At 46.6% G+C, this 14,835-nt stretch carries 9 protein-coding genes; 6 read left to right on the plus strand and 3 right to left on the minus strand.

Annotation, left to right across the window (positions count from 1 at the left end):
* Positions 1–33 precede the first annotated feature (33 nt).
* Entirely contained in the window at positions 34–3,981 is a 3,948-nt protein-coding gene (locus BCT11_RS22840; protein ID WP_102389353.1) for an enterobactin synthase subunit F, read from the plus strand.
* The gene (locus BCT11_RS22845) at positions 3,974–4,921 is read left to right on the plus strand and encodes a hypothetical protein (protein ID WP_102389354.1); all 948 of its coding nucleotides are present in this window, start codon (positions 3,974–3,976) and stop codon (positions 4,919–4,921) included. Before BCT11_RS22840 ends, BCT11_RS22845 begins: the two co-directional genes overlap by 8 nt.
* Before the next feature lie 8 nt (positions 4,922–4,929).
* On the opposite strand, the gene BCT11_RS22850 is transcribed toward BCT11_RS22845, so the two are convergent.
* Positions 4,930–5,652, minus strand: a complete 723-nt coding sequence (locus tag BCT11_RS22850; protein ID WP_198593988.1) for a 4'-phosphopantetheinyl transferase superfamily protein — start codon at positions 5,650–5,652, stop codon at positions 4,930–4,932.
* Positions 5,653–5,792: 140 nt separating this feature from the next.
* Between BCT11_RS22850 and BCT11_RS22855 the strand changes: the two genes are divergently transcribed.
* The gene (locus BCT11_RS22855) at positions 5,793–7,754 is read left to right on the plus strand and encodes a TonB-dependent receptor (RefSeq protein WP_102389355.1); all 1,962 of its coding nucleotides are present in this window, start codon (positions 5,793–5,795) and stop codon (positions 7,752–7,754) included.
* A gap of 95 nt (positions 7,755–7,849) precedes the next feature.
* On the opposite strand, the gene BCT11_RS22860 is transcribed toward BCT11_RS22855, so the two are convergent.
* Positions 7,850–9,175, minus strand: coding sequence for a hemolysin family protein (locus BCT11_RS22860; RefSeq protein ID WP_102389382.1), 1,326 nt, complete (start codon positions 9,173–9,175; stop codon positions 7,850–7,852).
* Positions 9,176–9,357: 182 nt separating this feature from the next.
* Between BCT11_RS22860 and BCT11_RS22865 the strand changes: the two genes are divergently transcribed.
* Positions 9,358–10,590, plus strand: coding sequence for a DEAD/DEAH box helicase (locus BCT11_RS22865; RefSeq protein ID WP_038865578.1), 1,233 nt, complete (start codon positions 9,358–9,360; stop codon positions 10,588–10,590).
* Between the two features lie 109 nt (positions 10,591–10,699).
* On the opposite strand, the gene BCT11_RS22870 is transcribed toward BCT11_RS22865, so the two are convergent.
* On the minus strand, positions 10,700–12,301 hold the full coding sequence (locus BCT11_RS22870) for a BCCT family transporter (RefSeq protein WP_102389356.1): 1,602 nt from the start codon (positions 12,299–12,301) through the stop codon (positions 10,700–10,702).
* 412 nt (positions 12,302–12,713) lie between these two features.
* Between BCT11_RS22870 and BCT11_RS22875 the strand changes: the two genes are divergently transcribed.
* Positions 12,714–13,376: a TrkA family potassium uptake protein gene (locus BCT11_RS22875; RefSeq protein ID WP_038865576.1), complete on the plus strand. Its 663-nt coding sequence runs from the start codon at positions 12,714–12,716 to the stop codon at positions 13,374–13,376.
* Positions 13,373–14,740: a TrkH family potassium uptake protein gene (locus BCT11_RS22880; protein ID WP_042602174.1), complete on the plus strand. Its 1,368-nt coding sequence runs from the start codon at positions 13,373–13,375 to the stop codon at positions 14,738–14,740. The genes BCT11_RS22875 and BCT11_RS22880 overlap by 4 nt, the downstream gene beginning before the upstream one ends.
* Positions 14,741–14,835: the final 95 nt, after the last annotated feature.

Consider the following 14,835-nt stretch of genomic DNA (forward strand, 5'->3'; position numbering starts at 1 on the left):
CAGCCTACGAGGAAGAGTAACAAAGGAATGGACATGTACGATTTACCTTATACAGCGGAGCAATTGCTGCCGCTTACGGATGCCCAAGCAGGGATTTGGTTTGCTCAGTTGCGCGACCCGGATAATCCAATTTACAAGACTGGCGAATACTTAGTGATTGATGGCAAGGTGGATGAGCCTTGTTTTGTTGAAGCGGTAAAAAACGCCATTGATGAAGTTGACTCGTTACACGCGAAGTTTGTCACTACCACCGAAGGCCCTCGCATGGTGATTGATAGACAAAACTGGCAGGTAGAGCGAATCGACTTCTCGCAACATGATGTGCCACTCGAGTCTGCAGTCGATTGGATGAAGAAAGAGTTGAAGCAGCCCGTCGATTTGGAGCAAGGCCCTTTGTTTATTATGGCGCTGCTTAAGCTTGCAGAAGATAAGTTTGTTTGGTTCCTGTCACTTCACCACATTGCTATTGACGGCTACAGCATGTCGTTGATCGCTTCGCGTATTGCTCATATCTATGGCCAACTTACGAAGGGAGAGCAGTTTGACGAGATCCAATTGGTGGATCAACACGCGTTGCTTAAAGAAGACAACGACTATAAAGCGTCGGAAAAATACCAAAAAGACCGTACCTTCTACTTACAACGTTATGCCGACCACTCTGATACGGTTAACTTAGCGGGTAAACCGACAGTGACATCTGATCACTTCTTACGCTTGAAAGGCGCGATGCCAGTAGAAGATTTCCAGCATATGGAATTGTTGGCGAAGCAATGCCGAACGCACTGGTACAGTGTGCTGATCGCTTCCATTGCTGCGTATGTTCATCGTATGACGCGTTCCAACGAAGTGGTGCTTGGTGTGCCGTTGATGGGTCGCTTAGGTTCAGTGGCAATTCAAACGCCAGCGATGCGAGTGAATATCTTGCCAGTGCGAGTGAGTTTTACTCAAGGTACGGACATCAAAACGCTAGTTAAACAGGTAAACCAAGAGTTCTCATCTGTTCGTCGTCACCAAGGGTACCGCTATGAAGAACTGCACCGCGAATTGAATCTAGTAAAAGACAACCGCAATCTATTTGGCCCTTTGGTCAATATCATGCCGTTTGAGTATGAACATAAATTTGGCGAGTTGGCTTCGAAAGCGCATAACCTGTCAGCGGGGCCCGTGGATGATATTTCCTTCTATTGTTATGAGCTTGACGGTCAACTTCACATAGATATGGATGCCAATCCAGAGCTGTATTCTGACCAAGACATTAAAGAGCACCAGCAGCGCTTGTTCCACTTTATGAGCGACTTTTTTGCAAGCGCGCAAGCTCAAGACCCATCGTTATGCCAAATCAGTGACGTGAATATTCTTCTCTCTGGGGAGAAAGAAAAGGTCATCGAAACTTGGAATGATACCGACCACGAGGTGCCAGAAACGACCCTAGCTGCCTTGTTGGCAAGGCAACGTATTCTGACGCCTCATGCTCCCGCCCTCATTTTTGAAGGACAAAAGCTCAGCTATGAGCAGTTAGCGAAAAAAGTGTACTCCTTGACGAACTGGTTAACCGCGCAAGGGGTTGAGCTGGGAGATCGCATTGCGGTTTGCATCCCAAGAAGTGAAGAACTGATTGTCGTACAACAGGCGATTCTTGCTGCTGGTGCGGTTTACGTACCGATTGATCCAGATTACCCAGAAGGCCGAATCCACTACATGTTGGAATCTTCTGCACCGAAGTTTGTATTCTCGACGACCGAGCTACAAAGCAAATTGCCACAAGGTGTGGAGGTGAAGTTGGTTGATGACGCGACGTTGCCAACTATTTATAAGGTGGTTGAGGCATTACCACCACAAGTGCGTCCGGAACCTCACTCTCCGGCTTACATGATTTATACCTCTGGTTCTACGGGCAAACCAAAAGGTGTTGTGGTTACTCACGATGCTATCGTCAACCGATTGCTGTGGATGCACGACCAATACCCAATTGATGCCAAAGACCGGGTATTACAAAAAACGCCTGCAGGTTTTGATGTCTCTATTTGGGAATTTTTCTGGCCAATGATCGTCGGTTCATGCTTGGTGGTCGCAAAACCGGAAGGGCATAAAGATCCTATTTATCTGCAAGATCTTATCCATCGAGAGAAAATCACGACCTTGCACTTTGTGCCTTCAATGCTGCAAATCTTCGTCCAACAAGCCGATGCCAATTTGTGCCAGAGTTTACGCCAAGTTTTTTGTAGTGGTGAAGCGCTACCGATGGAGTTGGTGAATCATTATTACCAAGACTTTAGTGCGCCATTACACAACTTGTATGGTCCGACAGAAGCGGCTGTTGATGTGACTTATTGGCCAAGTGAGGCGAATGCGCAAGGTAATTCGACACCAATAGGCCGCCCTGTGTGGAATACCCAAATTTACATTTTGGATGATGCATTAAATCCAGTACCGCCGGGTGTCGTCGGTCATCTTTATATTGCGGGTCGACAATTAGCGTTGGGTTATCACGGCCAGCCAGAACTGACCGCAGAGCGTTTCATTGAAAGCCCATTCGGACCAAAAGGCAGCCGAATGTACTTATCTGGTGATTTGGCTCGTTGGCGAAAAGACGGGGCGATTGAATACTGCGGGCGTAGTGATTTTCAGGTCAAGATTCGAGGTTTCCGTATAGAGCTTGAAGAAATTGAAAACGCCTTAGCAAATCACCCAAGTGTCGCGCAAGTTGCGGTATTGGCGCAGGAATATGCCGATGGTGACAAACGCCTCGTAGCGTATGTTACGGCAGAAGATCCAGAACAGGGTGTTGATAGCAACTTGCTGCAGCGATTCCTTGCCGAACCGCTGCCAGAGTACATGGTTCCAAGTTACTTTGTGACGTTGGATACTTTCCCGTTAACGCCAAACGGTAAGCTGGATCGCAACGCGTTGCCGAAGCCAGATTTGTCTGGTCAGGTCGGTACAAAAGGGCCAAGCAACCTTGTTGAAGAACGTTTGTGTAAGCTGTTCTGCCAACTGCTTGATTTACCTGCGGTAGGCGTTGATGACAACTTCTTCGAACTAGGTGGTCACTCTTTGCTTGCCGCACAGTTGATTGCTCATGTGAAAGAAATCATGGGAATTGAACTGTCATTGGCAGCCGTATTTGAATCGCCGACTGTCTCTGGGATTGCCGCCAAGTTGAATGGCAGTGAAAGTGATGATGCCCTGAACATGTTATTGCCACTGCGTAAACGTGAAGGGAAAGCGGCCATTTTCTGTGTACACCCTGCGGGTGGCTTAAGTTGGTGCTACGCGGCTTTAACGCCGATCATTCCATCCGATGTTCCTCTCTATGGCGTGCAAGCTCGTAATCTGGGTGACCCTTCTGCACCATTGCCAAAGAGCATGAAAGAAATGGCAGAAGACTACGTTGCCGCGATTCGTGAAGAGCAACCTTTTGGTCCTTACCATCTTCTGGGCTGGTCAATTGGTGGCATGATTGTTCACCTAATGGCGGGCATCTTACAAGAACAAGGCCAAGAAGTTGGTTTGGTTACGCTGTTAGATTCTTACCCTGCAGAGCAGTGGCAAACCATCCATCCACCGGGAGAAGAGCAAGCGCTCGGCGCACTGATTCGTATGGCCGGCGTTGAGTTTGATGAAGCCGCGCATTCCAGTATTACGAAGCCAGAAGTGATCGATATCTTGCAGGATGCGGGCTCGTCTATGGCGCACTTAAGTACTGAAACCATCACGGCGATGATCGACGTCGTAATCAACAACAACCAACGTGTCCGTGATGCCATTGACTATCAATATCAAGGCGATGTGCTGTTCTTTAATGCTGAGAAGCCACCAGAAGAGGCCTTTTTGGATCGCAATGGATGGTTCAAATACATGGACGGCGACTTGAAAGTGATTGATGTGGCCTGTATTCACCGTGACATGATGCGCCCAGATATGCTGCGTGAAATCGGTACGCATATGGTGAAAGAGTTGAGAGAGAATTTCGATGTTTGATTCGACAGCTCAATTTAAGCCAAGTGCGATGTTGGAGGGGATGATTTCCCCTCTGACTTTCTTCAAAAATAAGTTGGAATCAGGCGCTATTTTGGCGCTTGGCGAGGCACATTGGTATGCCGATTTATTTGAGCAAATGACCGAGGTGTTGCTCGATCCTCAATTGGATGGGGCATTCACGCATTTGTTCATCGAGTTTGGTAACGCTAAGCATCAAGCGCTGCTTAACAACTACTTATTGGGAGAGGCGGTCACCGACACTGAATTGGCTGCCGTATGGTTAGATTCAATCGCCTTTCCTGCATGGATGCATCCGTGTTACGGCCAATTTTTTCATCGATTGCGAGCAGCGAATGCTGAGCGCAACGTGCCGATCAAAGTCGTGCTGACGGAGCCGTCGTTCAATTGGCAAGCCATTCAACATCCTTCTGAACTGAGTAAGTTGAATGCTCAACGTGACCAAGCCTTAGTGGACGGCGTTGAAAAGCTGCAACAGAAACAGGCACAGGGTGTGGTGGTGCTTGTTGGAGCAAGACACATTCTTAAGCGTTCCCCAACCTTAGGGTTCATGTCCAAACATAAAACTTTTGGTGACCTAGCGAAACAGAAGTTTGGCGAACAATATGTATCAGTTTGGCCACACATTTTACCAAGTGAATGGGGCAGCACTGAGCGGGGTATTTATACAACGACGCAGCCTCATCTTAAAAAGAAATCGTTTCTCGACATTATTCCGAAAAAGCCACCGGTGAACCCTTACGCGTTTACTTCCCTTGAGCAGCTGGTGGATGCCTATTGGTATTTAGGTCCACAAACGCGTCAGTTAGATGCCAAGGGCGTCACAGTACCACCAATGTGGAAAGCGCTTTTAGAACAACGGTTGCCGCTGGTTAATGCTCGACAACAAATGGTGATCAAAAAGGTTATTGAACAAAAATAATGACACATTCATGAGGAAAAAAAGCACAACGAGAAAACGTATTGCTCGGTAAAGCAATAGCGGCCATGAAAGGAGAGATTCGGCAAGTTAGCCTGCAATAAAGTTCGATTCTCTCCAATCAGTTCGAAGTGAAATTGACCGGCGTTTTCAGCGTCCGGCTGCAGGGTGATTTGTGCATCTAGAAAGTCGAAGTACACCTGAACAAACGGGTAGAGACATTTAAACAGGCTCTCTTTAATGCTGAATATCAGTGTATCTGGGAGGGTGTTGGACGTCTCCATTAATGCCTTTTCGCTCTGGGTGTAGATGCTAGAAAAAAGGTGCGAGGCGAGAGGGGTATTGTTTTCCACATCAATACCTAAACTCGGTACTTCACTTTTTAACGCACACGCTGCGAGGCATAGGCTGTCGGTGTGACTGATGCTGCCGCTGATGAGGCTCGGGAATAAGGGCTCTCTAGCTTTGCCTGAAAGAATGGGTACCTGAGCTAATTCAGAATCGTTTGATACCAATCGCTTTATGGCTTCTCGAGCGGATTGACGTCCGGCTCGGAATTCTCGTTGACGCTTTTTAACGGCTTTATGAATTTGTTGCTCTTCCTCGAGAAGGCCCACTTTATCGTACATATCGGGTGTGGCTTTTACGATGTGAACCGTTGGACTGGCACTTTCTAAGTGAAGACAGAGAGGGGCAAGAATGTTAACTAGCTTGTCGTTTTTCAATAGTGTCACTTTTCAACCTGTTGCAGTTCAAAAATACAATACAGCTCAAATGTAAATGCTAATGCGAGTAATAATAATTGTCATTTATACATTCGTTTATTAGAGTTTGCGAGCTCAATTTATTTATAAAATAGATATAAGGATATGCAGTGAAAAGTTTAGTTAAAAAGCCCACATTTATGCCTTCTATGCTCGCAGGAGCACTTTTGACGGCGCTAAGTGGTTATGCTGTTGCTGATGATCAAGATGAAGTGTTGGAAATGGAACGTATGGTTGTTACTGCAACCCTTACCCAACACTCAGAATTGACCGCACCAGCTTCTGTTTCGGTTATCACCGCAGAAGACATCTCAAAGATGCCAGTGAAAGATATCTCAGAAGCGATTCGTAGTGCGACGGGTGTGAGTGTTTTGAGCAGCACCGCTTATGGTCGTAATACTATCCGTATTCGTGGTTTGGATTCCAAGCACACGCTAATCTTGATCAATGGTCGTCGAATTAACTCACAAGATGCGCTTATTCGAGGTAATGACTTTGACCTATCGAGTATCCCTTTAACGGCGATTCAGCGTATTGAAGTGGTTCGTGGCCCGGTTTCTTCCCTTTATGGTTCTGAGGCCATGGGTGGTGTGGTGAACGTGATCTTGAAATCACCAACGGAAGAGTTATCCGGCTCGGTTGGTCTTGAATACGAGAGCATTCTTGAAGGTGACGGTGGTGATGGTCTGAAAGGTCATGCTTACGCGAGCGGCGAACTGACGCAAAATGTAGAAGGCAGCATCATTGTTGAAAGCTCTACACGTGACCCTTGGCGCACAGACACAAATCCTAATTTTGATGCGCTAGAGCAGAAAGACACGACCAATGTGTTTGGTGAGCTCGCATGGCAATTAACCGAAGAACAGCGTTTGATTGCGGATGTTATCTACACCAAAGATGAGCGTGAAGCAGATTGGGTTCACCCTCGTTCAGGCCCTCAAACGAACACACAAGACTCGACGCGCTGGAACTACGGTTTAACGCATGAAGGCGCTTGGGACACGGTAGATTCACAAGTACGTTTCTACGGTGAGAGCATGCAACTTGACGATGCAAGTACGGCTTACACTAACGGCGCTGCGGATGTCGACTTACAAAATAATACTCTCGATTTCAAACTTTCTGGTTTGTGGCGTGATTCGCATGAGTGGGTATTCGGAGGTGAATACCGTACTTCTGAGCTGAAAAACAGCCGTGATGTTCCATCTGGTGATATCGATAACTACCAAGGTGCGGTATTTGTTCAAGGTGAATTTGATCTCGACAAACTGGCGCTGACATTGGGTGGCCGTCAAGATTTTCATGAGGTCTATGGCAGTCACTTTAGCCCGCGGGTTTATGCCGTTTACAGCATCACCGATGAGTTTGTCTTGAAAGGCGGTGCTGGTGGTGGCTTCCGAGCTCCTGGCATGATGGAAAGCAGTGACCAAGTTCGCGTAATCAGTTGTGGTAACCGTTGTTGGTTAACGGGTAATGATGATCTTAAACCGGAAGAATCAGAAAGCTACGAAGCAGGTCTTGCGTACGAATCAACATCAATGGGCGTAGGTCTGATGTACTACTACACGGATTTGAAGAACAAGATCGAACGTGACCTAACCAAGGTTGTTGGTATGGATGGCCCTATGCCAATCTTCACTTACCAAAACATCGGTAAAGCGGAGATCAAAGGTATTGAGCTTGAAGGTTGGTATGACATTACAGACAGCATCAACCTGAAAGGTAACTACACTTACACGGACGCTAAAGACAAGAGTACAGGTGATACGCTCATGCAAACACCTGAGCATCTAGCGAACCTGGACGTCAATTGGGAAGTGTTTGATTCATTCACAACGTTTGCTCGTGTGAATTACATCGGTGAACAAGTGATCACGAACCTAAGCCGTGAAAACAAAACGGTGGATGGTTACACGCTAGTCGGTCTTGGTGTGGGTTACGATTTCCAACAGTTGAACCTTAAAGCGGGTTTAAACAACATTTTTGATGTCGAGTTGGACGATGAAGACGATTACTACGGCTACTCTGAAAAAGGCCGTAGTGCGTATGTAAGCGCAACGTACTTGTTCTAATCGAAACGAAGATCGTGAATTTCATTTAGCAAAACAGCCTCTATCGAGAGGCTGTTTTTTGTTTGAGTCAAACACTCGTAAATTCGTAATTAGCCTTATTGCTCAGCTTCGAATTCTCTCACCATTTCCGTTACTTTAACTTGTGTGATCCGATTGCTCTTGACCTGCAACACGTCAAATTGCCACTGTTGATATTCAACGGTTTCTCCTTGAGCAGGCACGCGGCCAATTAACCAAGTCAGAAAACCATTTAAGGTTTGGAAGCCCTCGCTTTCTTCTCCCTCAATGCTGCTGAGCTCAAGTTTGTATTTCAGCTCATTCATCGGAATCAAGGCGTCCATTATCCAACTGCCGTCTTTCTGTTTTTTCGCCCAGATTTGCTGTGGTGCCATGCCTAACTCACCAGCGATAGATTTGAGCAAATCGTAGTGTGTCACTAGGCCCTGCACGTCGCCATATTCGTCAACGATAAAGACCATTTCGGTGCTGGTTTGCTGCATGTAGTTGAGCAACGGTAGCCCTTTCATGGACTCAGGAACAAAACGTGAACGTTTGAGTAATTTTGCTAACCGCGATATTGATAGCTCGTCATACTCATCGAGCAACGCTTTAGAAGAAATGGTCCCAATGATGTTATCCAAGCCGCCTTTACATACCGGCCAAACGGAATGCTGAGTTTGACGTAAATTCTTCAGTATTGCATCGAGTGGTAAATCCAGATCGAGATAGTGAATGTCACAGCGTGGTGTCATTAAAGAGAGCGCCAAGCGGTCATTCAAGTGCAGAAGGTTACGGATCATCAGCTGTTCCTGAGGCTCGATTGCACCACATTCAGAACCTTCACTGACCACAGCAAATATATCTTCTTCTGTTACGATTTCACCGGTGTGGTTTTGGCGTAGCAATCTCAGTAAAGATTCTGTCGATAGCGTCAGTAACATGACAAACGGAGTCGTTAACTTGGCCAACCAATGAATAGGGTAGGCCACAAGAACAGCAATACGCTCTGGGTTGTTTTGAGCGAAGCGTTTAGGAACTAGCTCACCCACTACGATTGCAAAGTAGGTGATCATGACGACGACAATGGCGGTGGCAAGGATGGTGGCGACCTCTCGTTCTAGGCCTTGTGCGACAAGCCAATGCTCAAAGGGAACTGAAAGGGTGGCTTCACCAAAAATACCGCTGAGGATACCAATCACGGTGATGCCGATTTGGATTGTGGAGAGGAATTGCGTTGGGTTGTTTTTTAATTGCAGAGCGAGGCGGGCAGAAGCGCTGTGTTGGGCAAACTTTTTCAGTCGGCCGCTTTTGGCTGTGACTAACGCTATCTCAGACATGGCAAAAACACCATTAAGCGCGATTAATCCAACCAGTAATAAAATATCCATGAAGTTTTCCAGTGATGCACACTCTTGCAGCATAACGAGGTTCAAGGGGAAGAAGTGTGAGGTGGTCAATAAATCATCACGCTGTAACAATCAGATGCCTTATTAAAAGGATAGAATTTGCTTATCGTCTCCGGCTTGTTCAGGTATGAATGATTCTGTTACTTAGTTCGGATTCTGATACACTACGCGCCCATTTCCTCTGTTGAGACTTTTCTATGCCATTTTCTAAGCTTGGTTTAAGCGCACCTATCACTGATGCAGTGAAGGCGCTGGGTTATGAAAAACCGACTTCTATCCAACAAAAAGCCATTCCGATTGTTTTGCGTGGCAGCAATTTGATTGCCGCAGCACAAACTGGTACCGGTAAGACTGCTGGCTTTGTACTACCAATCTTAGAAAAACTCAGCAAAGGGGAAACTCAGCGTAAGAAGCGCGCTCGTGCGATCATTTTGACCCCGACACGTGAGTTAGCACTTCAAGTACACCAGAGCATCGAGGCATACGGCAAAAACTTATCGCTTCGTTCTATGGCGATGTTTGGTGGTGTGGATTATGCGCCACAGAAACAAGCGCTGATTGAAGGCGTGGATATTGTCGTAAGCACGCCAGGCCGTTTGATTGACCTTTACGGCCAACGTGCCATTCACTTTGATGAAGTGGAAATGCTGGTTCTGGATGAAGCCGATAAGATGTTGGATATGGGCTTTATCGATTCGATTGATAAGATCGTCGATTGCATGCCAGAAGACATTCAAAGCTTGTTGTTCTCAGCGACGCTATCAAACCCAGTTCGTGACTTGGCGAAAAACGCTATCGTTGACCCTGAAGAGATCACCATTGCGAAGCACAGCGCATCTAAGTCGAACATCAAGCAGTGGATCACTACCGTCGATAAAGACATGAAGTCGTCACTACTGAGCCATATGCTGACGGAAAACGACTGGTCGCAAGTGTTGGTGTTTATCGAGACAAAACACGGCGCGGCGAAGTTGGTTTCTCAACTAGAGAAGCGTGGTATCGTGGCAGAGGCGTTCCACAGTGGTCGTAACCAACGCGTTCGCCAAGAGTTGATTGAGCAGTTTAAAGCGGGTGAAATCCAGTACTTAGTGGCAACGGGTGTTGCGGCGCGTGGTATTGATATCGACAACCTACCTGTTGTTATTAACTACGACTTGCCATTCCCAGCGGATGAATACGTTCACCGTATTGGTCGTACTGGCCGTGCTGGTGCACAAGGTGAAGCGATTTCACTGGTATCAAAAGATGACTTCAAAAACCTATGCATGATTGAAAGCCGTCTGGGTCACTTGCTTGAACGTGTGGAAATCGAAGGTTTCACACCAAGAAAGCCAGTGCCAATTTCTATCTTGAACTACGTACCAAAGAACAAACGTAGACCACAAGACAATGATCGTCCTCGTCGAGACAACGCTGACAAGCGCGATTAAAAATAATCCTTGTTAAAGACGCAGAACTAAAAAAAGAAGCCGCATTTCGATGCGGCTTCTTTGCTTTTTACAACCCTGTTCAAGCTAGGTGGGTTCAGGTTCTGTCTGTCTAGTTCGCTTTCGCTAAACGTCGCTGAATGAACTGAGGTTCTGTGCGCATACCCATCACCAGACTGACACACATAACCAATAGAATGATGGTGAATGGCAGACCAGTTGAAATCGTACCGGCTTGCAGGGCTTGAATTGCTTCTGTACCACCAATCCACAGTAGAACAGCCGCAATAGCACCTTCTATGGTTGCCCAGAAGATACGTTGTGGTACTGGCGCATCCACTTTACCACCAGCGGTAATACTATCGACAACCAGTGATGCAGAGTCTGACGAGGTAATAAAGAACACCATGATCAGAACAATCGAAATGACAGACAAAATCGAGCTCATTGGCATTGCTTCATAAGCATAGAATAGTGACAGTGTTAGGTCGGTAAGCCCATTCGTACCAAGCTCTCCCACTTTGTTCATTACTTGGTCTATCGCAATGCCACCAAATGCGGACATCCAAATTAGCGTTATGAGCGTCGGAATTAAAATCACAGCAGTAAGGAATTCGCGAACCGTACGTCCTTTTGATACTCGTGCAATGAACATACCCACACATGGTGACGATGAAATCCACCAAGCCCAGTAGAACACTGTCCAACCGTGCATCCACGCTTCATCTTCTCGGCCATACGGGTTGCTAAGAGGAATAATGTTCTCAACGTAACCCATTAGCGTAGTCGGGATAGTACTCAACGCGACGGCAAGACCCGCTAGGATAACAAAGACCAATAGAGCAAAAGCCATAGTAAGGTTGATGTTGCTCAGCACTTTTACGCCGCCATCGATTCCTCGAATGACCGACACAACCGCAAGTGTAGTAACGAAAGCGATCACCCCAAGTTGCATTCCAATGCCACTTTCAATGCCCATCACATGCGCGATACCGCTTGCAGCTTGCTGCGCGCCTAGACCTAACGAGGTTGCTAGACCAAAGAGTGTTGCGAGCACGGCCAGAACATCAATCACATGGCCAAACCAACCCCACGTGCGATCACCAAGCAGCGGGTAAAAGACGGAACGGATTGAAAGTGGTAGGCCTTTATTAAAGGCAAAGAAAGCCATAGACAGTGCAACAACGGCGTAGATTGCCCAAGGGTGCAGACCCCAGTGGAACATGGTTGCCCCAAGTGCGACTTGTTTGGCTTCTTCTGTAAATGGCGTTACGCCAAGTGGAGTCTCGTACCAACCTGTAAAGTATGCGACAGGTTCGGCAACGCCCCAAAACATGAGACCGATGCCCATGCCAGCAGCAAACAACATCGCAATCCAAGAAATGTTGGAATGTTCCGGCTTTGCGTTCTCACCGCCAATGCGGATCTTGCCAAAAGGAGAAAAGATCAAACCAATACAGAAGATTAAAAAGATATTGCCAGCCCACATGAAGAGATCATCAAAGCTTCCGATGATCTGCCATTTGACACCATCAAGGCTTGCTTTTGCAGTGGCTGGGTCGACGAGCAGAAGTGCGATTAAAAAAATAATGATCAAGCCAGCGCTGGTGCCAAAAACAGGGTTATGAACATCAAATCCCCACTTTTGAACGTTGTCTTGGCCGACCGTGTAGTCAGTATTATCAATACTGTACTTATCCTTAGTTGTAGACATCATCCCTCTCAAAACTACTTAGAGTACAAACTAATTTGTCGGCGCGCACTATAACAAACGTCAGAGTAAATGGCTAATTTGTTGATGAAAAGATCAACTTGGTTGGTTTTTATACGTGCAAAAAGCAAAGAACACGAAATAATTTTCGGGATTGATAGTCTTTACAAATAAAGCATCTGTCAAAAATATATATTGATAACTGTGTGAATAGCATGAGTGTGAGTCAGTTAGCTATTGTTCTGATTTAATTGACAATAAGTAGGAAAACTCGCTAGTTGCGTCTACGCTTTAAAAAGTTTTTGTGCGAACGTTTCAGTTAATCTTCTGTCAATTTTCTGTCGTCTAGTTTGCAGATGATAGGGAATAGGCGCAGACTTTCGCGCTTGCTATTCAACGCATAAATGAGGCACAAATGAAAACGGGTGATAAGCAATTTGCTGTAATTGGTCTAGGTCGTTTCGGCTTAGCCGTGTGTAAAGAACTGCAAGATTCTGGCTCACAAGTTTTGGCGGTAGACGTTAATGAAGATCGTGTAAAAGAAGCTGCGAGTTTTGTTAGCCAAGCCATTGTTGCAAACTGCACTCATGAAGAGACGGTGACCGAACTTAAGCTCGATGACTATGACATGGTCATGATCGCCATCGGTGCTGATGTTAATGCCAGCATCCTCGCCACTTTGATCGCGAAGGAAGCCGGCGTGAAATCCGTTTGGGTGAAGGCAAACGACCGCTTCCAAGCTCGCGTACTGCAAAAAATTGGTGCAGACCACGTGATCATGCCAGAGCGAGACATGGGTATCCGCGTTGCACGTAAGATGTTGGATAAGCGTGTGTTGGAGTTCCACCCTCTGGGCAGTGGCTTGGCAATGACTGAGTTTGTCATTGGCTCTCGTTGGATGGGCAAAACCTTGGGCGAACTGGCTTTGTGCAAAGTGGAAGGTGTTCAAGTGCTGGGCTTTAAGCGTGGTCCAGAAATCATCAAAGCGCCCGAGCTCACCACGACATTAGAAATTGGTGACCTTATTATTGTTGTCGGCCCTCAAGATAAATTAGCAAGCAAGCTGAAATCATTATGAGCCAATTTCACCAGAGAGGCGTGTTCTACGTCCCAGACGGCAAACGAGATAAAGCGAAAGGTGGCGAGCCGCGCATTATATTGCTGAGCTTTCTCGGTGTGTTATTACCTTCTGCTGTTTTGCTAACCTTACCTATGTTTTCGGTGACCGGTCTGTCGATTACCGATGCGCTATTTACTGCGACTTCTGCCATCAGTGTGACGGGGCTTGGGGTCGTTGATACGGGGCAACACTTCACCTTGGCCGGTAAGATTTTGCTGATGTGCTTGATGCAAATCGGTGGGCTAGGGCAAATGACGTTGTCTGCGGTATTGCTTTATATGTTTGGTGTTCGCCTTAGCTTGCGTCAACAAGCCTTGGCAAAAGATGCCTTAGGACAAGACCGTCAGGTTAACTTGCGTAAGCTGGTTAAGAAAATCGTGGTGTTTGCCCTGATCGCAGAAACGATAGGTTTTATTTTCCTTTCTTTCCGTTGGGTGCCTGAAATGGGTTGGCAAACGGGGATGTTCTACGCACTGTTCCATTCTATCTCTGCGTTCAACAACGCCGGATTTGCATTGTTCTCAGATAGCATGATGAGCTTTGTGAATGACCCAGTGGTGATCTTTACGTTGGCGGCATTGTTCATATTCGGTGGTTTGGGTTTCACTGTTATTGGTGACTTGTGGTTGCATTGGCGAAAAGGTTTTCACTTTTTGCACTTGCATACCAAGATTATGTTGATTGCGACCCCCGTATTGCTTGCCGTTGGGACCATCATGTTCTGGTTATTGGAAAGACACAATCCGAACACAATGGAATCTTTGCCTGTAGCGGGGCAGTGGTTAGCGGCGTTCTTCCAATCTGCCAGCGCACGTACAGCGGGTTTTAATAGTGTCGATCTAGCACAATTTACTCAGCCAGCTTTGCTGGTGATGATTGTATTGATGCTTATCGGTGCAGGTTCTACCTCAACCGGCGGTGGTATTAAGGTGTCTACTTTTGCTGTCGCGTTTATGGCGACATGGGCGTTCCTTCGTCAGAAAAAGCATGTCGTCATTTTCAAACGTACCGTCAATTGGCAAACCGTTACTAAGTCGCTTGCGATTATTGTTGTGAGCGGGGCTATTCTCACGACGGCAATGTTTTTGCTCATGCTCACCGAGAAAGCCGACTTTGATAAGGTGATGTTCGAGACGATTTCTGCTTTTGCGACTGTTGGATTAACTGCTGGTTTGACGGCTGATCTTTCTGAACCAGGCAAGTACATCATGATAGTAGTGATGATCATTGGTCGTATTGGTCCACTGACACTGGCTTATATGCTAGCGCGTCCAGAACCAACGCTAATCAAATACCCAGAAGACAATGTCTTAACTGGTTAGTAATAGATCTGTTATCAGCAAACGATTACGCGAGTATGGCGGTTTAACTGCGCTCGCGTTTTTTATAAATACGCTGCAGAAATGAGAATAATTTC

Origin of the sequence: Vibrio sp. 10N.222.52.B12 (assembly GCF_002875385.1) — a bacterium.
Lineage (GTDB): Bacteria > Pseudomonadota > Gammaproteobacteria > Enterobacterales > Vibrionaceae > Vibrio > Vibrio jasicida.